Genomic DNA, 21,930 nt, shown 5'->3' with positions numbered 1-21,930 from the left:
AAACAAAGTGAGTACATGGAGCAGACAGGAACGGTTTCAGGCTATTTTATCGGGGGAGCGGGCGGACCGGCCCATCGTCAGCGGCTGGCGCCACTTCATTGACAGAGAGCAGAATGCGGACGATCTGGCCGAAACGACCATCGCTTTTACTAAGCAATATGACTGGGACTGGGTTAAGATCAACCCCAGAGCCACCTATTTAGCCGAAGCTTGGGGGAATGAATATGATTTCGGCCATTATAGGGCCGTATTTCCCCGGCAGCTTACAACGGTGGTTCCGGCAGCAGCCCAGCTGTGGCAGCTTGAAGTGAAAAAGGCCACACAATCAGCCCCTCTGCTGGAGCAGCTTGAGGCTGTAGCCAAAATCCGCCGGGGGCTGCCGGATACCCCTTTAATCCAGACCGTCTTCTCCCCGTTGACGGTGCTGCTGTTTATTGTCGGGCGTTCCGCTTATGTGTACCCGACCGTATTCGGCATCGAACAGCCGGTGACGCTGGATTCCTTGTTCAAAGAGCACCGGGCGGCGGCGCATCATGCGCTGCATGCGATCTCCCTGACCATGGCCGATTATGTACAGGAGCTGAAGCAGGCTGGATCAGACGGCTTGTTCTATGCGGTGACGGGGACTGCGCACCCAGGGATGTTCGATGAGGCGTTGTTCAACGAATTTTCGAGACCTTATGACAATATTGTATTGGACGCTGCCAGCTACGGAAAAAATGTGCTCCATACCTGTGGAGCTTATGCGCATCCCGAGCGGTTCAACGACTATCCGATCGACGGGATCAGCTGGGATACGAAGGCTGAAGGAAACCCGGGGCTGGAAGCCGCGTTGACAGCGACGAAGGTTGGCGGGGTCGATCACGCTCTGTTTGCCGCTAACGACATTTCGCAAATTCAGCAGCAAGCTTCGGCAGCACTGAGTCAGATGAAGGACCAACCGTTTATACTCGCTCCCAACTGCGCCATTCCACTTAGTGTTACCGACGAAGCGCTAGTACAGTTAAAAAAATCTGTATTTGAAGGAGAGATCACTGTATGAAAAAAGCAATGTCCCTGTTCCTGATTGGCTTCGTTCTGATATTGACGGCTTGCGGTTCCAACAATGCTGCGGACAGCTCGAAAGCCGGTGCCGCAGAAGGTGAGAAGAAGGAGATTGTTGTAGGATTTGGGGTCGGCACCTATGAGGAGCAGTTCCGCCAAGCGATTCTGCCGATTCTGGAAAAGCAGGGCTACAAGGTTGATATTAAGACCTTCTCGCAAAATATGCAGGTCAACCCGGCGATGAAGGAAGGCACGATCGATGCGAGCATCTTCCAGAGCACAGCGTATATGGAAGCCATCAATGGCGAAATTGGCGCGGATATGGTTGGAATCGCCTATGTGCCTGGTGCGCCGCAAGGGATCTATTCTGTCAAGCACACGACGTTAGACGATGTGAAGGACGGCACAACGGTGGCTGTTCCCAACGACCCTGTTAACCAGGAGCGGGCGCTCCGCATCCTGGAAGAGCTGGGCTGGGTCAAGATTAAAGAAGGCTCGAACCTGGCAGATTTCAATATCAACAACATGGAGCCGGATAAATATAAGATCGATATTAAAATTCTCGACCCGGCGCAAATTATGGTATCCCTGCAGGATGTGGATTACGGCGTAATTAACGGAAATTACATCGCCAGCGCCGGCAAGAAAATTACCGATGCACTCAAAATTGAAAATACACCTATGCAGCACCGCATCATCGTATCCGTGAACCGGAAGGATGAGAATACGCAGTGGGCCAAGGATCTGAAGGCTGCCTACGAGTCCAAAGAGTTCGAGGAATACATTACAGGATTGGAGAAATACGACGGATTCATTCTGCCGGAAGCGTGGAAGAACAACTAAACAGAGGAGGGAAGACGTTGATCGAGCAACGGATTCATTTTATCGGAGGCGGACAGATGGCGGAGGCGATCATCCGGGCCATCACAGCCAATCAGACCATTGCTGCCGGCCGGATAAGTGTTACGGATATCAATGAGGCGCGTCTTCAGGTGCTGGCCAAGGCTTATGGCGTGGATACGGGCCGGAGCCAGGAAGCGTATCTTGCGGAAGCCGGACTGATTGTGCTGGCTGTGCGGCCGCAGGATGCACTGGACGAGCTGGGACAAGCTGTAACCCGGCTCGCTGCGCCCAATGCCGTGATCGTTTCGATCGTGGCCGGTCTGACGCTGGAGAAGCTGGCCGGAGTTTTCGGAGCCGGACGGCCGATCGTCAGGGTCATTCCAAATACACTGACGGATACGGGCTACGGCTACAGCGGGGTCGTCCTGAACGCCGGTGCTTCACGGCAGCAGGTGGACGAGTTTCTGCTTGGGTTCGGCAAAGTCCAGTATATGGAGGAAGCGCTCCTGGATGTCTTCACCGGATACGGGGTGGCCGGACCGAACTACATCTATTATTTTATTGAATCCCTTGTGGATGCCGGCGTGCTGGCGGGATTGCCGCGTGAGCAGGCCTGGAATGTTGCGCTGGAGAATATGGCTGGAGCCGTGCTTATGCTGCGGCAGACGGGGCTGCACCCCAGACAGCTGCTGGACATCAACAACTCTCCGGGCGGGGTGGGGATGCACGGTCTGTACGAACTGAACAACAGCGATTTCGCGGCCGGACTGCAGCGCAGCGTAATGGCAGCGGTCAAGCGAACGACTGAACTGGGAGCGAAATAGACGATGGCGAGTAAACAATGGGATCACTTGGTTCATTATATCAACGATTTGGACCAAGTCGTCGAGGTCTTTGGAGAAAACGGTTTGATTGCCTTTAAAGGTGGTTCTCATAAGGACTGGGGCACCTTCAATACGTTAAGCTACTTCGGTCTGAGCTACATCGAGTTTCTGGGGATTGAATCGCCCGAATTGGCCCGGTCCACGGAGTACAATCTGGTTGTCCGGGACGCTGTTGCAGCCTTGCCTGAACATGAAGTGCTGAGCCGGGTGGTGATCCGTACCGATGATATTGAGGCTATGGCAGCTTCGTTAACCGCAGCGGGATTAAGCTTGTCACCCATTATGGACGGCAAACGACTGGATATGTCCGGCAGCTTGATCGAATGGCGCATGATGACCATTGCCGGTGATTTCGGCGGGCTGGTCTATCCGTTCATTATTCAGTGGAAAGGAACGGATGAAGAGCGGTTGGCCAGGCTGACGGCTTCCGGCATTGTCCGGCCGCATCCTGCAGGCCATGCCGGGATCAGGCGGGCGGTCTTCCGCGTGCCGGACCCTGCCGCCGCCGCTGGGCACTGGGCGAATTTGTTTGGCCTCGATATTGCAGAGTCCACGGAGACATCCGCGATCTTGCGGATCGGAGACAAGTTCTACGATTTCGTCAAAGGGGAGGAGAACCGGTTCATGCAGGTGATCCTGGACACGGATTCAGAACTGCTGGCGGGACAAACTATCCGGATTGGCGAAGGGGAGTATGTGTTCCAGGCTTCGAATTAACAGACGGGATGTACAAGAAAGCGTGCTCCGATGCCTCGGCAAGGGAGCGCGCTTTTGTTGTATTTTCATGACCTTACGTATTTAGAATAGGTATTTCTCCAAGCAGATTTTTCAGGTTAATCGAATCCCATGGCATATGCTCCGTTATCCCTAATCCAACTACATCTGTTGCTTCCGATAGTTCTTTTATCAGATTCAATAGTAAGGGCATTTGCATTGTTCCCGCGGGAGAATAATTATAAGGGGCTTCAGGATTGGCAAACAATAAAGAACGGAATGCCATTGGATCAAGCACATCTAGGTCCAGGTGAATAGCCAGGTGCTTAATACCGCTTTCCTTAATCCACTCTTTTATAGATTCAGTGCTGTTCATTAACTCTTGGGTTCCGGCAGTTTTTATACCCAGTCTCTGAATTATCTCTGTATCTTGTTCTTCAGGAGCTATGCCCAGCCTTTGAAACGCTTCTGAAATCACTTCCATTTCTTGCTCTGTAGGAGCAGCTAATCCCGCGATAAAGACATTTTCAGGTTTTAGCGGAGTTTTCACATGCCTTGCAAACTCCTCATCTCCCTCTCCCAAAAGATTCCCTAGAGGTAAAGTATGTCCGTTGTCATACCCGGCATATCTGACTAAGTCACTGTGAGCATCGATCCAGATTACACCTAATTCCCCGCCGTACCGTTCGTTTAAATAGGCAAATGGGGCTTGTTCGACTAAGCAGTCGCCGCCAAACATTACAATACGGTCCGGCTTATGAGCATCGATGAGATGCCGGGCAGCCTCTAATTGCTCAAGCAGCTGTGTTCTTCCATACATGCCGTTCTCGTTGTGCAGCGGGGTTCCATCATAGGCTTGAACGGGTACGTGAATAAGGGGCTGATCATTGTCCGGAGCCAGCCAGGCAAGCAGTTCGGCACCAAAAGAGTAGTTTGGATTGTTCCCTCCTTGCCACTCTGGCATTAACAGACGAATTGTTTTTTTGGTCATTTCTTGCTCTCCTTTACATCAAAGTATGGTTAGTATAAACTGGGCACAAATAAAAAAGTAGTACGCACTAATATGATAGGTACTACCCGAAAGGATAGTGTGAATATGAGTATGGCCGAATATAAAGGTAAAGTTAAAAATATTCAAGATACACCCTTTGGTTATACATTGTCAGTGATCGGCGGCAAATGGAAGATGGTTATTATGTACCTCCTGGCAGAAAATCAACCGGTCCGCTTTAATGATCTGAAAAGACAGATAGGCGCAATTACTTTTAAAACTTTGAGTTCACAGCTTAAAGAATTGGAAGCGGATGGTATGGTGACTCGGAAGGAGTATCCTCAAGTTCCGCCTAAAGTTGAATACAGCCTCACAGATAAAGCGGAAACGCTATTACCCGTCTTGGAAGGGTTGTGTGAGTGGGGAACAAAAAACCAGAATAGGGGATAGAGGGAAAAGTAGAGTTACTATGAGCTTGGATCAGAGTTAGTAATATTCTTCCATCCCATAGTATAATATTACTTAGTACAACGGGATTAGTAGGTTGTTATAGACATTATCTAATGAATATAAGGAGATGAATGCATGGCAAATACCGTTGCGGAGCAGGTCCGGATTATCGAATATGACCCTTCTTACGCGGGAGCGCTTGCAGAAATGTGGAACCGCAGTAAAGATAGCTGGGGCGGCGGCACCAACCAGAAGACAGAGGCCAACGTCCGCCGGATGATGGAGGTATCGTCTCATCTTCATGCGTTTCTTGCTGTTGACGGCGGGGAGGTTGTCGGCTTTTGCAGTTTCTCGCACTACCATCAGGATGAAGGCGCGATGTATGTACCGCTGTTGAATGTGCGCCCGGATTATCATGGCTGTAAGGTTGGCCGCAATCTGATTCTGAAAGCCGTCCGCCAGACCGTGGAAGCGGGGTGGCCGCGGCTCGATTTATTTACCTGGGCAGGCAATACCAAGGCTGTACCGATGTACAAGAAATGCGGGTTCTTCTGGGAAAAAAATGACGATTACGTCCACCTCATGAACTTCATTCCGACTCTTTTACAGACTGAAGCGTTGGCTCCTTATTTCGAGGAACTGGATTGGTACGCTGACAGTACGCGTGAATTGAGGATTGAGCCGGATGGCCGCACAGAGCGGGGTTTTGATTTCTTCGATTACACTTGGCGCAAGGGAGCGCTTGCCTTACGGGCGGAATTTGAGAAGACAGGCCGCGGCTTGACCGCGCTTGATACGCCTGAATATGCAATCTCTACACATATTGATGATCATGATCTTGTATTTGGTTTCGCTTACAAGGTCCGGTATCGCATCGAAAACCGCTCGGCCTCTGCCATGACGATAGAGATAAAGGGCCGGGATGATAAATGTATCCGCTATGCCCTGGATGTCTCACAAACGATTGCTCCGGGAGAAACAGTAATGGTAGAGGGAGAATTTGAGCTGGACCCGGTCCTGGAAGAGCAGAACGACAAGAAGACCCATCCTGTGGTTATGAGCACATGGGCCATCAATGGCAAACGGGCTGAATTCCGGATGGGCATCGCGCCGAAATTCCCGGTCAAGATGAAGACGGCTCTGCAAGCAGGCGGGCTGTATCCGGGTATACCGGCCAAGCTGTACCTGAATGTAGAAAATCATTTTGCTGCGGAAGCTGAGTTCTCCTTCGACTGGCCGGAGACGGATATCGTGGAATGGGCGGACCGTACGGTGCGCTTCATAGTACCGGCCAAAGGCAAAGCAGCCATACCGGCACCGTTTAGACTGCGGTCTTATGGACTTTTATCGCATGAGGTAGAGGTAACGGCTGTCCCCGCTGGACAAAAAAAGGTAACCTTCTCTAGCAAGCTCTCGGTTCTGCTGAAAGGCACGCAAGGCCGGTACGGAGGGCAAAACGGTGATCAGTGGGTCGCCGTAAACGGGGCATTCTCGTTACATATGAACAAGCTGGATAACAATATGTGGATCGAGTATCCCGGCTCCCGGCACAATTTCTGGTGGAACTATCCGAAGCTGGGCAAGCCGTTCTCACAGGAATTCTCCAAAAAGCAGGCCACAGAAGTGAAAATTTATGCTGAAGGGGAGAGCCAGGTTCTCGAAGCCCTATATGAGTCCGGGGATTTCTCCGGCCTGCAGATCAAGTCGGTGGCCAAGCTGTCCGCAAACGGTATTGCCGAATTTCATTGCGAAATTTGCAATACCAGCAGCAGAGTGCTGGAGGAGAACATGCACTTGCTGACGAACTTTGGTTTCTTCGGGAGCCGGCTCGTCCTGCCGTACCAGGGCCGTTATGTCGATATGGGCGACGCATACTCCAGCGATCCTGCGAATTGGGATAGTGCTAAAATTACAGAAAACTGGCTGTTCTGCAGGGAAGAAAACGTCACTTGCGGGATCTGTTGGGACCCTTCCCTGAAGCTGCTCCGCTCTGATTATCCGCTCGGCTTGGAGCATGAGCTTGGCCGGATTGCTGCCGGAGCCGTAGTGAAAACGAACCCGGTTATATTTGCGCTGAACACCTTCCGCAAGTGGTCTGATTTCCGCTCCTTTGCCTTAAAATTGTCCACCCCGGTTGTTCCGTTGCTGGATAATCATCTGGAACTGGTTGTTGGCGGCGGCAATCCGTTTGCAGCGGGACTGCTGAGCGCGGAGCTGATCGAACGGAAGGTGGCACCGCTCGCCGGAAGACTCGAACTGCATATGCAGAAAGGAGGGGAGCCTGAACGGCAGATGGCTGTAGTTGAACTGGACCCGGAACAGCACCTTCATTCAGCCCATGTGGAGATTTCTACTGAGAACAAGAATGACCAGGGACAAGGAGAACCGGGCCGGAAGCTCCGGGCTGTCTACCACGGCGAGGATTGGATTCAGGAGCGGTCGGCGCTTTGGTTCCCCCAGACCGATGGAAACGTCACTTGTGAAATAGAAGAGAGTGCAGCAGGTCCTGTGTACACGGTGAACAATGGGGTTCTTTGCATAGCGGCTGCGCCCGGCTTTGGCAGTGTGGTGCATTCCTTGAAGCACAACGGCGCAGAATGGCTGGATACCTCTTACCCGGAACCGGTCCCGCATTCCTGGTGGAACCCTTGGCATGGGGGACTTGGTGTGGACATCCCGCGTCTAGGCGGATTCAGCCGGGAGCAGGAACCGAGAAATACAGATTGGACAGAGCGGAAGGATGGGTACGGCAATGTCTGGAAGGGCCTGCGTGTTACTACCAGCATTACCAAGCACGAAGTGAACCGGGGAATAGTCATCCATCAGCATTACCTTATGCTGCCGGGTGTTCCCGTGCTATGTGTGCTGCATTCCGTGACCAACGGAAGCGGCGAAGTGCTGCCGCATTATTCGTTCGCAGATGATAACTTCTTCAGGCCTTCGCCTGAGGTCTTCTCAGAAGGATGGGCAGAAGTCCCGGGGCAAGGGCGTTTTTCGCTCGGCAAGCTGGAGGCACAGCTGCAATCCAAGGGACTTTTGCGGATCGGCGCGGCTTCCCGTCAGGATATGCTGCAGGTGGTGAGCAGTTATCCTAATCAAAGCTTAGCGGTTTATATGAACAATAAAGGGATTTGTCAGGGTGTAGATTATCAGATGTCTCTTCTGAGCGGGGAAACCGCCTGGACACAGCCGACCTTTCTGATTATGGGAACCGTCGCATTGAACCCGGAAGATGTCCGGGGTTTGCTTAATCTGAGCTTTTCAGATACAGCAGACGAGAAGGAGGCCTTACATGCCGATCATTGATATTCATATCCATCTGTCAGACATCGACAGCTTCCATCGGACAGCAAGTGATCTATCCAAAGTTGATTACACTGCGGCCGGCCTCAAGGCCGAGTTTGATAAGAACGATGTCATTCTAGGCATCGGAATGGGGGTCACGGAGCAGACGAAGGGAGCTTTTCCCGATTCCAGTTCACCCAACCCTATGGGTCTTGACCTGGAAGAACATGTTCCTCCCTTCCTGATGGAGTGTGTCGGCATCAATCCTAACCGGCTGACCGGGGAGCAGGCCCAGGCAGAGCTTGACCGGATCGAAGCACGGATGCAGGCACCCGAGGTGGCGGGAATCAAGCTGTATGCCGGATACTACCATCATTATGTCCATGACAGGATTTATGCTCCGGTCTATGAGCTGGCGGCTAAGTACAGCTTGCCTGTGGTGATTCATACCGGTGACACCTACTCGATGAACGGATTGCTGAAATATTCGCATCCGCTCACTGTAGATGAATTGGCCTATCAGCAGCGTGGCGTTAACTTTATGATCTGTCATCTGGGAGATCCCTGGGTGATGGATGCCGCTGAAGTGGTAGCCAAGAATCCGAACGTATACGCTGATTTGTCCGGCCTCGTCGTCGGTGACCGGCCTCATTTTGAACGGTTCATGAATGAACCGCTGTTCATGGATCATTTCCGCCGGGCGCTGGTCTATTGTGATCATTATGAGAAAATGCTCTTCGGAACCGACTGGCCCCTGGCGCCAATCGGTCTGTACGCAGAATTCATCCGCAGGCTCGTCCCGGAGCAGCATCACGAAAAGGTATTCTACCAGAATGCCTTTGGGCTATTTCCGCGTATCCGGCAGCGGATTGCATAGTTATTGTGAAAAAAGCAGGTCACGTGCTCAAGCTTCCCATCGACAAAAACATCGCCATTCTGGACGGCAAAACCACACTGCTCAAAGTGCCGACAGTAAAGATTAAAGAAAAAGTGTGGTTTTCGCAGGATGCATTAGACTTGATCCTCTAATCTGGCGGAAATCTAAAATCCGCGAAGCCATACTCTGATCACAGACGGATGTCTGTGATTTTAATATTTTCAATATTATCTATGAAGGAGCTCTCATGAAACAAACCACATTCACTAAAAAAATAGCTGCCAGCCTGGGTGCCATTCTGTTCCTAACGAGTGCCGGAATTGCTGCATCCGGTACCTTCCCGAACATGGCTGCGTCCGCAGCAGCGAAGTCTTCCTCTTCCTTCCTCCTGTTCGAGCAGAGAGTGAAGCAGCCTTCCTCCCTAAGTCTGGCCCAAGGCACCTTGGTTAACCGTATTGATGAAATGACGCCCGGAGAGGCTAATATTGCGGTCCTGCATTTGGAAAATGCGCTAAAAGCCTATCTGCCCACAGCAGCCAAACGTATGAATACATCTGCTATTCAAAAGGACATTAAGAGCATTTATACCAAAGGGATGCCCATGGTGCTGGCACGTTCCAAAGTGAAGCAATTGCAGACCAGCATGGTTCTGCAGGACTTGTCTGCCATGGACTATAAGCTTGAATACGGGGGCGGCAGCTTTTATCCGGTTATCCAATACCAAAGCTTCAAAGTGTTCAAGCCTTATCTCACCAAAGATTTGCAGGCTTATTTTGAGCTGATGGCTGCCGAGTCGGAGCAACCGTCTGCGGTGGATGGGACTTTGCTGATCGATTGGTACAAAGTCGCGGAACGGGCGCTGGAGTACGAAGCCTTTCTGCAAACCTACCAAACCTCCAACCGTGCTGCGGCTGTGAAGGAAGCTTTTGGCGTGGCGAAGAAGTATGTCTTTTACGGTTCACCGAAGACGCCGTTGTTTGACACTAAGACACAGGTGATGAGTGAAAAAGCGGCAATCGCTTATGAGAACACACTATCGGAAGCAGGGCCTGAGCAGATTGAGGCCAGTACGCTGCTGACTCAGCTTGATGATTTCCTGGTACTGCTGGAGAAGAACGGCGATACAAAAACTCAGGCTGTTAGTGATTATTTGAAATCCTTAGAGGTGCCGGGAATCCCTTGAATTGAAGAGCAGCGGTTTCTGAGTGGGCAGGGCATAATAAATGAGCACCAGTGTACACTACTAAGAAATTGAAGCACGACAGAAAAAAGGAGACATTATGACGGTGGATACAGGATGGAACTTTGACAACAGCTATGCCAGACTGCCGGAAGCATTGTTTACACGTATCAAGCCAACGCCAGTCCGTTTACCGAAGCTAATCATTTTTAATGATCCGCTGGCGGCATCCCTGGGGCTGAAGAGTCCAGCGCTGCGCGGCGATAATGGCACTGCAGTTTTTGCAGGCAATGAAGTTCCCGAAGGAGCGGAGCCGCTTGCTCAAGCTTATGCAGGGCACCAGTTCGGGCATTTTACGATGCTGGGTGACGGCAGAGCAGTGCTGATTGGGGAGCAAATCACTCCACAGGAGATGCGGGTTGACATTCAGCTTAAGGGGGCAGGCAGAACACCATACTCCCGGCGGGGGGATGGCCGTGCTGCTCTTGGGCCAATGCTCCGCGAATACATGATCAGTGAAGCGATGCATGGGCTTGGCATTCCAACGACCCGCAGTCTGGCTGTAGCCGCCACCGGTGAGTCGGTAATCCGGGAAACCGAGCAGCCGGGGGCTGTTCTCACCCGGGTGGCTGCCAGCCATCTGCGGGTCGGGACCTTTCAATACGCTGCCGCAAGAGGCGTTACCGGGGATCTCAAGGCCCTGGCAGATTACACTTTGCAAAGACATTATCCCGAAACTGAAGGTACAGCTAACCGTTATCTTTCCCTGCTGCACGAAGTGATTAAACGTCAGGCAGCACTGATTGCCAAATGGCAGCTCACCGGCTTTGTTCACGGCGTAATGAACACCGACAACATGGCCCTTAGCGGAGAAACCATCGATTATGGTCCATGCGCCTTTTTGGATACCTATAATCTTGATACAGTATTCAGTTCTATTGACCGTGAGGGCCGGTATGCCTATGGCAATCAGCCTAATATTGCTGCCTGGAATCTGGCCAGGTTTGCTGAAACTCTCCTGCCGCTGCTGCATGACGACGAGTCGCAGGCGGTCCAACTGGCGGAGGAGGCAATTTCCGATTTTACAGAGCTGTATTACCAGAACTGGCTTTGGGGAATGAGGGCAAAGCTGGGGATTTTTAACGAAGAACAGCAGGATGAATCTTTGATTGAGGAACTTCTTGGCATGATGCAAAAGCATCGCGCGGACTATACCAACACCTTCAGAGCTCTAACTTTGGGCAAAACTGAAGATATGGCGCTGTTTGGCACTGAGGAATTTGCCGGGTGGAAGAAGCTGTGGGAGGCTAGATTGGACAGACAGAAAGAATCGCAAGACGCCTCCAGGCAGCTGATGCGCAGCAGCAATCCGGCCCTGATCCCCCGTAACCACCGGGTAGAGGAGGCCCTGGAAGCAGCGGTAGAACGTGAAGACTACAGTGTGATGGAGCGGTTTCTTGAGGTGCTTTCGAATCCCTATGCCTACTCTCCAGAACAGGAGGAGTACTCAACACTGCCTGAGAGCTGCTCCGGTCCTTACCGGACCTTCTGCGGTACCTGATTTGGCTAACGCTTGTTTTTTATTTTAAAACCTGTCTGGAGTTGTGGCGCTTAAGCCTTTATAATATACGAGATACTGTATAAAGGAAAAGGTGTTTAACTCATGAGTATACTAAATGTAGAACGGCTGAGTCACGGGTTTGGAGACCGGGCGATATTCAGCGATGTATCCTTCCGCCTGCTAAAGGGTGAACATATCGGCCTTATCGGCGCGAACGGTGAAGGGAAATCCACCTTCATGAATATTATTACGGGCAAGCTTCAGCCGGACGAAGGCAAGGTCGAATGGGCGAAGCGCATGCGGGCGGGCTACCTGGACCAGCATGCGGTGCTGACGAAGGGACAATCGATTCGCGATGTTCTGCGCGGGGCGTTCCAATATCTCTTCGATATGGAGCAAGAGATGAACGACATGTACGGCAGAATGGGAGATGTGACCCCAGAGGAACTGGAACAGCTGCTGGAGGATGTCGGAACGATTCAGGACACACTGACAAGCCAGGATTTCTATATGATCGACGCCAAAATCGACGAAACTGCCCGCGGGCTGGGCCTTACGGATATCGGTTTGGATAAGGATGTGCATGATCTCAGCGGGGGTCAACGGACCAAGGTGCTGCTGGCCAAACTACTGCTGGAGAAACCGGACATCCTGCTGCTTGACGAACCTACGAACTATCTCGATGAACAGCATATTGTATGGCTGAAGCGCTATTTACAGGAATACGAGAATGCCTTCATTTTGATTTCTCATGACATTCCTTTCCTGAACAGCGTGATCAACCTGATCTACCATATGGAAAATCAATCGCTAACGCGTTATGTGGGGGATTACGAGTATTTCCAGCAGGTGTACGAGGCGAAAAAGTCGCAGCTTGAGTCCGCTTTTAAACGTCAGCAGCAGGAAATTGCCGATCTGAAGGACTTCGTTGCGCGGAACAAAGCCAGCGTGGCTACACGGAATATGGCAATGTCCCGGCAGAAGAAGCTGGACAAGATGGAGGTTATCGAACTCGCCAGGGAAAAACCGAAGCCGCAATTCAACTTCAAGGCCGCACGCACTTCCGGCAAGCTGATTTTTGAAACCAAAGATCTCGTGATCGGCTACGATTCTCCGCTGTCCAGACCTCTGAACCTGCAAATGGAACGGGGACAAAAAATTGCGCTTGTCGGTGCCAACGGGATCGGTAAGACCACGCTGCTGCGCAGCATTCTCGGTCAAATTCCGGCGGTTTCAGGTTCAGCCAGACTCGGCGACCTGCTGGAAATCGGCTATTTCGAGCAGGAAATCAAGGGAACGAACTACAACACCTGTATTGAAGAGATTTGGACGGAGTTCCCGTCCTTTACGCAATTTGAAATTCGGGCGGCACTTGCCAAATGCGGTCTGACAACCCAGCATATTGAGAGCAAGATTGCGGTCTTGAGCGGCGGCGAGAAAGCCAAAGTCCGTCTGTGCAAACTCATCAACCGCGAGACAAATCTGCTGGTGCTGGACGAACCGACCAACCATCTCGATGTGGATGCGAAGGACGAGCTGCAGCGTGCGCTTAAGGCGTATAAGGGCAGCATTCTGCTGATCTCCCATGAACCCGAATTTTACCGCGATATCGTGACAGAAACGTGGAACTGTGAATCGTGGACGACGAAAGTGTTTTAACGGCTGGCAACAAGCTGGTCTAAACAGTGGCCCGTAAGAGGAAAGCTTGAACAAGTGGCCCTCTTACGGGTTATTTGTGTTGAGTTGGAATATGGGGTGCAGTACATGCCGAAAATGCGTCCTCCGCTCTGCATGAAATACACTAATTGTTGGGGTGCCTCACTCTCTTGCCGCTATGCTATAGTAGATGTTAAAAGACAGGCCAAAAATGTAGTCCGGCCACATATAAAGCAAAGAGTGCAGGGGGAACTATGAAAGTACATAATCAGGCAACGTCTGTAAGACAGTCAAAAAGGAGTGCGGTCAATATCATTATTGACGGTATCTCCGGAATCTTTCTTCCAATTGTTAATATTCTGAGCGCGGCGGGCATTATGAAAGGGCTATTGGCCGGTGCAGCGGCGCTGAAGCTGGTCAGTACAACGGAAGGAACTTATACTGTGCTGAACGCGATGGCGGATAGTCTGTTCTACTATCTTCCTATTCTTCTGGCATATACAGCAGCCCGTAAATTCAGGGCCAATCCTTTTACCGCCGTTGTTATTGCGGGGGTGCTGCTGTACCCGAGTCTGACCTCCCGGTTTGCAGACCATGAGACGATAAGGTTTCTCGGCATGGACGTGACATCCGTCAATTATCCGGCGAGTGCCATCCCCATTATTCTAGCAGTAGGTTTGCTGGTGTATGTCGAACGAATCTGCGTCAAAGTGTTGCCCGAGGTCATTCGGGAGTTCTTCACTCCTTTGATCTCGATAGTTGTGGTGTCATCTGCGACGCTGCTGGTGTTCGGACCGGTGGGCTCGCTTGCCGGGGACGTGCTCGCCCAAGGCTACAACCTGGTGTATTCTTTCAGTCCGGTTGGAGCGGGAATAGTTCTGGGAGCAATGATTCAGCCGATGGTTATCTTTGGCTTGCACTGGAGTCTGGTGCCGCTTGCGATCAACAATATCAACTTGATTGGTTCGGATACCATTCTGGCCCTGATGGGCCCGGCTGCCATTGCACAGGCGGGGGCGGCACTCGCGGTTTTCTTCAAAGCCAAAGACAAGAAGATCAAAACCTTAAGCTTATCCGCCTCCATCTCTGCCTTGTTCGGAGTCACCGAGCCCGCGATGTTCGGTGTGAACTTGCCCATCGCAAGCCGATGGTCGCCGTCTGCTGTGCCGGAGCCGTCGGAGGCGGAATGGCCGGGATGTTTGGCTCGTCCGCGATCTCTTTCGCTTTTCCGGGACTGGCAACCTTGCCCGCCTACCTGGGAGACGGGTTCGGCGGCTTCCTAATCGCCTGCACGACTGGCTTCCTAATCGCGCTGATTGCCACGCTGCTCGTGAAGATGGAGCCTGAACTTGGGCGGATGCAAGCGCAAAGTAAATGAATGAAGACTCATATAGCTCTGGATTCGGAAATCATTGGTCAGCGGTAGCATTTCTCATTTAGGGATGATCATCGATCAATATGACCCGGATACTGTCATCCATATTGTTGTACCTCCTGGGAGTCGTAATGCTGCGGCCGAAGCCGTATGGTGATAACGGTCCCTTTTCCAGGCCTGGACTGAATGTCCAGCTCGCCGCCTAAATGCCCGATCTGGCTGCTGACGGATATGAGTCCGAGATGACTGCCACTCATAAAGCTGCTCTGTTCCGAAAAAGCGGTGGCGTCAAAACCTTTGCCATTATCGCTAACGGTGCAGCATATGCCTTCTGCCGGTATATGTATGAAGCGGATGTGCAGCTGGCTGGCTTCGGCATGCTTTTGTACATTAAGAACCAGTTCGCGTATGATCCGGAACAGGTTGGATTTTAAGATGGTGTCCGGCGGTGTTTCGGCGTTCCAACGATAATCAAGCGATACGCTAAGCCCGCTCTGCTCTTTGACAGTCCGCAGCAGCCAATGCAGGGAGGCTTCCAAATCGGCTTTATCCACGATGTGGGGATACAGTTCATCACACAACAGCCGTATTTCCTGCTGCGAAGTATTCAGGCACTTGAGCCAGGAAGCCATACGCCTGGCGTTCACCGTTCCCTGATCGGCCAGCTCCTCCAAATCCCGGGACAAGAAGATCAGGTTCTGAAGCAGATGGTCGTGCAGACGGTACGAGAGGCGGATACGTTCAGCTTGCTGGGCTTCCAGCAGCAGATAATTCGCTGCGCGGATGCCGCTGACATCACGCTTATAAGCTGCATTTTGCTCCTTAGAATGTTGAAATTCCTTGTATATTCCAGACATCAGCCTGGCATTCACCAACAGCCGGACGGATTCATTGCCCACATCTTCAATCAACTGCTTCTCCTCGGCGGAGAACATGGACTGATTCCGTTTGGGGCCAACGCACAGATAGCCTTCACCGGCATTTTCATCACCACTGGTAAGAGAAACCACATGTTCAAAATCATAATTTTGTACCCAATGGCTTCGGTCCAATAAGCGGTTGTCTTGTCCGGTTATGGGATTTACTTCAACCATATCCCCGTATTTCACTGTACCATGAAAGATCGGCTGCTTATCCTGTTCCTCCTGCCAAATGATAAACATCCCTTCCACATCTACAATATGGTGCAGCATTTCACCCATCATGCTGAGAATATCCTGAATATTCCGTTTGCTTACTGCTTGAATCGATAGTTTATAGGTTTGGCGTTCCAGCCATTTTTTCCGGCCCTCTGCGTGCCTCTTCGACCTTTGGACTAGATTACGGTACGCCCAGGTTCCGACAACGAAGCAGATAAATAAACCGGAGACTCCATAGGGATATCTGACCCGGTACGCCAGAGCCAACAGTACAAATACGCTTACGTAGTAGACAGTATGAATGAACAGTCGGGGCAGGTACAACTGCATGTCCAATATACTCCGTTTGTTCAAAATATACAGGAAAATGACAGACAGCGGCACAAGGCCGATGAGGGCATACTCAGGGGCAATAACATACCTGTCACCCCATATATTCGGGAGGGCATACAGCAATAGAAAAGGCAGAAGGCTGGTAACCAGTCCGGCAACGAGAACTAACGCATGGTTTTTCTCTACCCTGTCCAATGATCCCCAATATAATGCGACTGTCGCAAGGAGCAGCAGCAGCACCAGCAGAAGGACAAGATGCAGTATACCCCGGATCCAACCGGGAATCTCAGGCTGAGCTACCGCCCAGAGGGCACAGCAGGCGAGCAGTAAACTAAGCACCCGAAATGCAGTCAGCGCCCTTGCCCAGGTCCGGGGTACGGCACGCAGCACAAACGATACACAGAAGGAAAGAAGCAAATAAGGCAGCCAGAGAGAAGAGAGGGCAAGAATCCAATTCGACACAGTCATCTCTGTTGAATACACGGCCAGGATAACCAGTGCCATGACATAATTCATAAGAGAGAACTTACGCACCGTGGAGGAGCCGGGATTTGCCCGGTAGGCCAGCCAGGAAATGGACAGCAGCAGTGCTTCAAGCAGCATGGCAAACAGGCTTTTCCAAACATCGGCGTTCGAAGCGTGGACTCGAAATTCATAGACAGAGCCATCCCTATGCAGGAGGGTCGCCGTGCTGACATTGGTGAGCGAGGTTTGGGTTTGGCCTGCGTACTTGGCTTCGGCGGCAATGCCGTCAACGGACACCATCCGATCTCCCTGCTGCACATGTCCCAGCGCAGCTTTGCCTGAAGGGTCCACGCGGATTACCCGCCAGCCTGCTTCGCCGCGCCCCAGGACTGCTCCAATATAGGGATGCTGAATCGTCTCCGAGTGAACATACACGGCCATGAAAAGAAAGAAAGCGGCAAGCGCTACAGCAAGTAAAGCGGGTTTCGTTCGGTTCGAAAACATGAGCATGATCCTCTTTCGTTCATCATTCAGAATTATACGCCAACCAGATAAAGCGTAACCGCACCCCAGACGGTGTTGATGTAGACATGAAATATAATAGCTCCGTACAGGTTCTTGCGCAATTTCACCAGAATCTCACAAGGAATCACTACTGCGAGCGGGATAAAAGCCCAATTCATCGGTGCTTGCCACATGTGATAAAACTGGAACAGCACACTGACAATCAGCCAGTCAAAGCGGAGGCGGCCGATCTTCTTCAGCAAAAATCCGCGGAAGTACATTTCCTCACCGATAAAATTCCCGATCAGTCCGATCACCAAAAGCGGCCAGGGAAAATCATAGTAGCCTTGATGATAGATATGCCATTCTCCCATCCGCAGCGCGGGTATAGAATCCAAGAAGGCGGACAAGGGCGGGAAAATCCATTTCATATAGGGCAGGGAGAGGACGGTGAAAATAACAGTGATTACGGGAAGAATCACGAGAAGTCCCTTGGCGTCCACTTTTCGGAATCCGAGATACGTAAAAGTCTGCTTCCAGGTCAGCTTATCCACAAATTTTAGCATGAATATTGGAAAAAAAATATGCCATCCGCTCGCCATCACAGCCAGAACAAGAAACTGTATGTAGTGGCTGGATAGACCGGTGAGTTCCATAAGTTGGGGGCGGAGCGGATAGATCAGCAGATACGCCAGGAAGCCGGGAAGGATGGCGCAGGATAAATAAAACAGAATGCCTCGACGGCTGGTTGCTTCATGCTGGCGGAGAAAACTTTCGTATTCAGGATCACGATTTACAAAAAAGGCGGTAACTCTACGGGTCCAATCAGTTGTCATAACGAACGCTCCTTGTGTTGGATAATGTGGTCACAAGGAGAATAGCATACGACTGATATTCCGGTATCCGTATCTTGCGGCGTATTCGAGGGGGGCCACGCCTTATTTTTGCGCGGTCACGCAAAATGTACAATAATTTACTGTAAATGATATTATGAGATAGAACTAGATGCGGCGGCAATCGTATTGGGTTTCGTAACCAGAAAAAATGTATTGGGTTTAGAATGCTGGGTAGATCGAAGGAAGCTTTAGGATCATAGCAGCCTATCTCCAATACGAAAGGAAGATTTCCATGCCAGATCAGCAAGGAAGCTTAAGGACTTGCGAGAAGGGGCATACCTACCGCGAAAAATCAGATTGTCCCGCCTGCCCTGTCTGTGAGCAGGAACGGAAGCCAACGGATGGTTTTATGTCCCTGCTGGCCACGCCGGTGAGACGGGCGCTCAAGCATGAGGGCATCGCAACGCTGCAGCAGCTCTCCGCTTATACCGAGAAGGCTACTTTGAAGCTGCACGGAATTGGCCCATCCTCCATGCCGAAGCTCAGACAAGCGCTCGCGGAAGAGGAGTAATCGATGGGGAGCAGATTTAAGAAAGCGCGCTATACTGTGTTGAAGATTTCAGAATGCTGTGAATTGAAGGAGTCTTTCATGAAAAAGAGCCAACGTGCCACTTGCGTATATATATTCGTTGTACTTGGTTTGTTGCTCTCAGGATGCATCCCGAAGCCGGATGATACAGTGGACCAAGCGAAGGTCAAGGGTAAAGTCGTGCTGACCTTCTGGGATGAGAATGCCGGTCCCAGCCGTACGCCCATTCTCCAGGAGCTGCTTCGCCGCTTTGAACAGATGAACCCCGATATTCAAGTGAAATACGAAGGAATGCCCGCCGGTATCAATAAAGCCAAATATGACCTGGCTGTAGCTTCTGGCGACCTGCCCGATGCAGGGGGGATCAACGGAGAGTGGATAGCGGATTATGCAGCCAAAGGCGTGCTTCTGCCCCTGGACGCTTACTTTGCCGACTGGCCGGAGCGGGGGCAGATTGACCCTTCTTTTATTGACTATAACCGTTCGCTTACGCAGGACGGAAAGCTGTATCAGATTCCTTCCACATATTATTTAGACGTATTCTGGTACCGTTCCGACTGGTTTGCTGCGGCTGGGCTGCCCCGGCCGCAGACCTGGGAGGATATCTTCCGGAGCGTGAGAGTATTGGCTAATACCCGTCAGGGGAGCTTTGGATATAGCCTGCGGGGCGGGGAGGGCAGCGTGGCCCAATTAACCTCCCTCATGTATGCGTACTCGGGGATTACCGACTCTTTTCGGAAGGACGGCTCCAGTACGGTGAATGATCCGGTACATATAGAATTCCTCAAACGCTATCTCGCCCTATACAAGGCTTACACCCCAGCCAGCGATATTGTCAGCGGCTATAAGGAAGTGGTGGCGAATTTTGATTCCGGCCGGGCAGCCATGATTCAGCATAATCTGGGCTCATATCAAGACCACAAAAAGGCGCTGGGTACTGGTCATTTTGACGGTGTGCTGCTTCCGCCCTCCATGAATGGGATAAGAACCTTATTTGGAAATGCCAACGGCTACGGCATCATGAGGACGACCCGGCATCCTGATGAAGCATGGCGGCTTATCCGTTACCTGCTGTCCGAGGAAAGCCAGATCTATTGGAACAGCCAGGTGGGACAGATTCCCACCAATTTGAAAGCGTGGAATGATCCATATTTCCTTAGCCACCCTGTTCTGAGGGAGGCTATTGAAGCTTTTCGCAGCCCGGATACAGCATTTGTACGCGCTCCCTATGAGCTGCCCGATTATCCCAGTCTGATCCGTCTGATCGAACCGGAGTTTCAGCAAGTACTGGCGGGAACGATGGATGTCGAGCATTTTCTTGACTTCTGGGCACAGTTAATGGAGAATTCCCGCAGGCAGCATCTTCTTTCCAATGAAGAGCAGCTGTAGGAGCAGGGCTAGAGAGGAAGATAGTATGCGCTGGATTTTCAACCGGCCTCTTAAATCGACGATCATGAGGCTATTTATCCCGATGATATTAGTGTTCGTCCCGATTACAGGGACTGTTTCCTATATATTGGCCTCGCAGCAACTGAAATTCAATGCGGAGACAAGCTTGAACGATACCTTGTCCCAGACCCGGGATTTTATGAATGACAGGCTGACTGCAGTGCTGGCGGAAATGGCAGTGCTGGATGGCAGCACTGAGCTGCGCAGCCTTTTTTACCGCGCGAACCGGTCTGATTTCTCCATGACTCCGCAGGACTATTTGACGGTGGGCCGCAATATCGACAAGGTGTATGCTAATCTCTATTCGATCATCGACTCCATTCTGGTGTATTACCGGAACGGTGCTATATCGATGTACCGCCGGGATTCCCTCCATACGGATTTTTCGTATGATATGAGCCCATATCCCGGGTATTCAGGAGGAAACACTGCTCAAATGCGCTGGTTGATTCCCGCCTCTAACCGGCTGGAGAACGATGGAGGAAACACGGCCAGTCTATACAAATGGATCGCCGGCGGCGACGGGAAACCGGACGGGATGCTTTTGCTGCAATTGAAGGAGCAATTTTTCCTGGAGATGCTCTCCACTCCAAAAATCAGCGCAAGCGGGTATATGCTTCTGGCAAGCCCAGACGGCACGGTCAGCGCCAAAGCTGCATCCGCCGGAGATGCCCGGGTGGATGACGAAGCGCTGCGCAGCATGCTAATGGCGCAGACAGAGGCTTCCGGCAAACTGGAAATGACGAGCCGAACCGGTATGCGGATCGTCGTACTCTACGAGACCATCGCGATTAACAACTGGCGGCTGGCAGTGGTTTATCCCCAGGCAGAAATTTATGAGAAGGTCAATTATATCAAATATGTAAACCTGCTGGTGACGGCTGTCGTGGTTATTGCAGTAGCGCTTTTGGCCCGGGTGCTGGCCAAGCTTATCGCCAGACCCGTGACCCGGCTGACCCGGCAGGTCAACAGTATCGAAGAGGGTCATCTGGATGTTCAGTTCATAGAGTCGGACAATTATGAAATCGGTATCCTGAGCAAAGGGATCAAGGACATGATGGAGAGGATCAAGCATCTGCTGTCCCAGGTAGAGTACGAGCAGGAGCAAAAACGGATCTCCGAGTTTGCAGCTCTTCAGGCGCAGATTCATCCTCATTTTCTATACAATACTCTGTATTCCATTAAACAGTTGTGTGAGTTGGGGGAGACAGCTGAAGCCTCCCGGATGATCTCGGCACTCTCCCATTATTTCCGGATCAGCATCAGCCGAGGCGATGAGATGATCCCGGTGGAGACTGAACTGGAGCACATCCGTCAGTATCTGACGATTCAACAAATGCGCTACGGGAATTCTATCCGGTATGAGATGGATGTTGCTCCTGAGATGCTATCGGTTCCCATCGTCAAATTAACCCTACAGCCGTTGGTGGAGAATGCTATTTACCATGGAATCAAGAAGGTCCGGCGGCCCGGATTCATCCATATCAGCGGCAGGATGGAGGGGGAACTCTGCCGAATTCGAATAGAAGATAACGGATTTGGCATGGATCAGAGGCAACTGGACAGACTGAACCTTGCCCTGGCAGCGGGCGAAGAGCCGCAGGAGGAACCGCCCGTAGGCTTCGGGGTCCGCAACGTTCACCGCCGGCTGCAGCTTCATTATGGAAGCAGTAACGGTCTGGCCTACGACAGTGCCGAGGGAAAAGGCACTACGGTTACGGTGACCTTCCCACTAAGCGCCGGTAAAGAATAGAC

The 21,930-nt window shown here is 51.6% G+C and carries 18 protein-coding genes; 15 read left to right on the top strand and 3 right to left on the bottom strand.

The annotated features are described in order from the left end of the window. The first annotated feature begins 7 nt into the window (after positions 1 to 7). From BLQ82_RS13040 to BLQ82_RS13025, 4 genes are read left to right on the top strand one after another with little or no spacing between them, the layout of a single operon-like run. Complete coding sequence (locus BLQ82_RS13040) at positions 8 to 1,042, top strand: uroporphyrinogen decarboxylase family protein (protein WP_062520278.1); 1,035 nt, start codon at positions 8 to 10, stop codon at positions 1,040 to 1,042. After that, on the top strand, positions 1,039 to 1,887 hold the full coding sequence (locus BLQ82_RS13035) for a MetQ/NlpA family ABC transporter substrate-binding protein (RefSeq protein ID WP_208810688.1): 849 nt from the start codon (positions 1,039 to 1,041) through the stop codon (positions 1,885 to 1,887). Before BLQ82_RS13040 ends, BLQ82_RS13035 begins: the two co-directional genes overlap by 4 nt. A 17-nt stretch (positions 1,888 to 1,904) precedes the next feature. Continuing rightward, positions 1,905 to 2,711 carry a pyrroline-5-carboxylate reductase gene (gene proC / locus BLQ82_RS13030; protein ID WP_341874789.1) on the top strand — a complete coding sequence of 269 codons (807 nt, stop codon included), beginning with the start codon at positions 1,905 to 1,907 and terminating at the stop codon, positions 2,709 to 2,711. 3 nt (positions 2,712 to 2,714) lie between these two features. After that, entirely contained in the window at positions 2,715 to 3,488 is a 774-nt protein-coding gene (locus tag BLQ82_RS13025) for a VOC family protein (protein ID WP_062520276.1), read from the top strand. 73 nt (positions 3,489 to 3,561) lie between these two features. On the opposite strand, the gene BLQ82_RS13020 is transcribed toward BLQ82_RS13025, so the two are convergent. Then, a complete protein-coding gene (locus BLQ82_RS13020) occupies positions 3,562 to 4,476 on the bottom strand; it encodes an arginase family protein (RefSeq protein WP_062520274.1) in 915 nt (304 codons plus the stop codon). Positions 4,477 to 4,581: 105 nt separating this feature from the next. Here BLQ82_RS13020 and BLQ82_RS13015 point away from each other — a divergent pair, with 105 nt between their 5' ends. The 8 genes from BLQ82_RS13015 to BLQ82_RS12985 all read left to right on the top strand — a co-directional run bounded on the left by BLQ82_RS13015 (position 4,582) and on the right by BLQ82_RS12985 (position 14,768). Further along, entirely contained in the window at positions 4,582 to 4,926 is a 345-nt protein-coding gene (locus BLQ82_RS13015) for a winged helix-turn-helix transcriptional regulator (RefSeq protein ID WP_062520272.1), read from the top strand. A gap of 135 nt (positions 4,927 to 5,061) precedes the next feature. Then, positions 5,062 to 8,232 (top strand): GNAT family N-acetyltransferase, encoded by a 3,171-nt coding sequence (locus BLQ82_RS13010; RefSeq protein ID WP_062520270.1) that lies wholly within the window; start codon positions 5,062 to 5,064, stop codon positions 8,230 to 8,232. Then, entirely contained in the window at positions 8,219 to 9,088 is an 870-nt protein-coding gene (locus BLQ82_RS13005) for an amidohydrolase family protein (RefSeq protein WP_062520268.1), read from the top strand. Before BLQ82_RS13010 ends, BLQ82_RS13005 begins: the two co-directional genes overlap by 14 nt. Positions 9,089 to 9,111: 23 nt before the next feature. After that, complete coding sequence (locus BLQ82_RS32970) at positions 9,112 to 9,240, top strand: hypothetical protein (protein ID WP_280117267.1); 129 nt, start codon at positions 9,112 to 9,114, stop codon at positions 9,238 to 9,240. Positions 9,241 to 9,335: 95 nt separating this feature from the next. Continuing rightward, positions 9,336 to 10,271, top strand: a complete 936-nt coding sequence (locus BLQ82_RS13000; protein WP_062520266.1) for a hypothetical protein — start codon at positions 9,336 to 9,338, stop codon at positions 10,269 to 10,271. A 97-nt stretch (positions 10,272 to 10,368) separates the two neighbouring features. Then, on the top strand, positions 10,369 to 11,829 hold the full coding sequence (locus tag BLQ82_RS12995) for a protein adenylyltransferase SelO (protein ID WP_062520264.1): 1,461 nt from the start codon (positions 10,369 to 10,371) through the stop codon (positions 11,827 to 11,829). Positions 11,830 to 11,931: 102 nt separating this feature from the next. Beyond that, complete coding sequence (locus tag BLQ82_RS12990) at positions 11,932 to 13,488, top strand: ABC-F family ATP-binding cassette domain-containing protein (protein WP_062520262.1); 1,557 nt, start codon at positions 11,932 to 11,934, stop codon at positions 13,486 to 13,488. Between the two features lie 251 nt (positions 13,489 to 13,739). Then, on the top strand, positions 13,740 to 14,768 hold the full coding sequence (locus BLQ82_RS12985) for a PTS transporter subunit EIIC (protein WP_208810686.1): 1,029 nt from the start codon (positions 13,740 to 13,742) through the stop codon (positions 14,766 to 14,768). 190 nt (positions 14,769 to 14,958) lie between these two features. Here the strand turns inward: BLQ82_RS12985 and BLQ82_RS12980 are convergent, their stop codons facing one another. Continuing rightward, positions 14,959 to 17,301: a sensor histidine kinase gene (locus BLQ82_RS12980; RefSeq protein ID WP_062520260.1), complete on the bottom strand. Its 2,343-nt coding sequence runs from the start codon at positions 17,299 to 17,301 to the stop codon at positions 14,959 to 14,961. A 32-nt stretch (positions 17,302 to 17,333) separates the two neighbouring features. Continuing rightward, a complete protein-coding gene (locus tag BLQ82_RS12975) occupies positions 17,334 to 18,137 on the bottom strand; it encodes a CPBP family intramembrane glutamic endopeptidase (RefSeq protein ID WP_062520257.1) in 804 nt (267 codons plus the stop codon). A gap of 292 nt (positions 18,138 to 18,429) precedes the next feature. Here BLQ82_RS12975 and BLQ82_RS12970 point away from each other — a divergent pair, with 292 nt between their 5' ends. The 3 genes from BLQ82_RS12970 (at position 18,430) to BLQ82_RS12960 (ending at position 21,928) form a co-directional block, all read left to right on the top strand. After that, entirely contained in the window at positions 18,430 to 18,708 is a 279-nt protein-coding gene (locus BLQ82_RS12970) for an RNA polymerase alpha subunit C-terminal domain-containing protein (RefSeq protein ID WP_062520255.1), read from the top strand. A 78-nt stretch (positions 18,709 to 18,786) separates the two neighbouring features. Then, positions 18,787 to 20,115 (top strand): ABC transporter substrate-binding protein, encoded by a 1,329-nt coding sequence (locus BLQ82_RS12965; protein WP_074648226.1) that lies wholly within the window; start codon positions 18,787 to 18,789, stop codon positions 20,113 to 20,115. Positions 20,116 to 20,140: 25 nt separating this feature from the next. Further along, positions 20,141 to 21,928 (top strand): sensor histidine kinase, encoded by a 1,788-nt coding sequence (locus tag BLQ82_RS12960; RefSeq protein ID WP_062520252.1) that lies wholly within the window; start codon positions 20,141 to 20,143, stop codon positions 21,926 to 21,928. Positions 21,929 to 21,930 lie beyond the last annotated feature (2 nt).

Source organism: Paenibacillus jilunlii (genome assembly GCF_900102965.1).
GTDB lineage: Bacteria > Bacillota > Bacilli > Paenibacillales > Paenibacillaceae > Paenibacillus_AQ > Paenibacillus_AQ jilunlii.
Note: the sequence above shows the minus strand (reverse complement) of the source record. Positions and strands in the feature narration are given on the sequence as shown.

Excerpts from the sequence above, each read along its gene's own strand:
- BLQ82_RS13035 (WP_208810688.1), top strand. The coding sequence starts at position 1,039 with ATGAAAAAAGCAATGTCCCTGTTCCTGATTGGCTTCGTTCTGATATTG.
- BLQ82_RS13025 (WP_062520276.1), top strand. The coding sequence starts at position 2,715 with ATGGCGAGTAAACAATGGGATCACTTGGTTCATTATATCAACGATTTG.
- BLQ82_RS13020 (WP_062520274.1), bottom strand. The coding sequence starts at position 4,476 with ATGACCAAAAAAACAATTCGTCTGTTAATGCCAGAGTGGCAAGGAGGG.
- BLQ82_RS13015 (WP_062520272.1), top strand. The coding sequence starts at position 4,582 with ATGAGTATGGCCGAATATAAAGGTAAAGTTAAAAATATTCAAGATACA.
- BLQ82_RS13010 (WP_062520270.1), top strand. The coding sequence starts at position 5,062 with ATGGCAAATACCGTTGCGGAGCAGGTCCGGATTATCGAATATGACCCT.
- BLQ82_RS13005 (WP_062520268.1), top strand. The coding sequence starts at position 8,219 with ATGCCGATCATTGATATTCATATCCATCTGTCAGACATCGACAGCTTC.
- BLQ82_RS13000 (WP_062520266.1), top strand. The coding sequence starts at position 9,336 with ATGAAACAAACCACATTCACTAAAAAAATAGCTGCCAGCCTGGGTGCC.
- BLQ82_RS12995 (WP_062520264.1), top strand. The coding sequence starts at position 10,369 with ATGACGGTGGATACAGGATGGAACTTTGACAACAGCTATGCCAGACTG.
- BLQ82_RS12990 (WP_062520262.1), top strand. The coding sequence starts at position 11,932 with ATGAGTATACTAAATGTAGAACGGCTGAGTCACGGGTTTGGAGACCGG.
- BLQ82_RS12985 (WP_208810686.1), top strand. The coding sequence starts at position 13,740 with ATGAAAGTACATAATCAGGCAACGTCTGTAAGACAGTCAAAAAGGAGT.
- BLQ82_RS12980 (WP_062520260.1), bottom strand. The coding sequence starts at position 17,301 with ATGTTTTCGAACCGAACGAAACCCGCTTTACTTGCTGTAGCGCTTGCC.
- BLQ82_RS12975 (WP_062520257.1), bottom strand. The coding sequence starts at position 18,137 with ATGACAACTGATTGGACCCGTAGAGTTACCGCCTTTTTTGTAAATCGT.
- BLQ82_RS12970 (WP_062520255.1), top strand. The coding sequence starts at position 18,430 with ATGCCAGATCAGCAAGGAAGCTTAAGGACTTGCGAGAAGGGGCATACC.
- BLQ82_RS12965 (WP_074648226.1), top strand. The coding sequence starts at position 18,787 with ATGAAAAAGAGCCAACGTGCCACTTGCGTATATATATTCGTTGTACTT.
- BLQ82_RS12960 (WP_062520252.1), top strand. The coding sequence starts at position 20,141 with ATGCGCTGGATTTTCAACCGGCCTCTTAAATCGACGATCATGAGGCTA.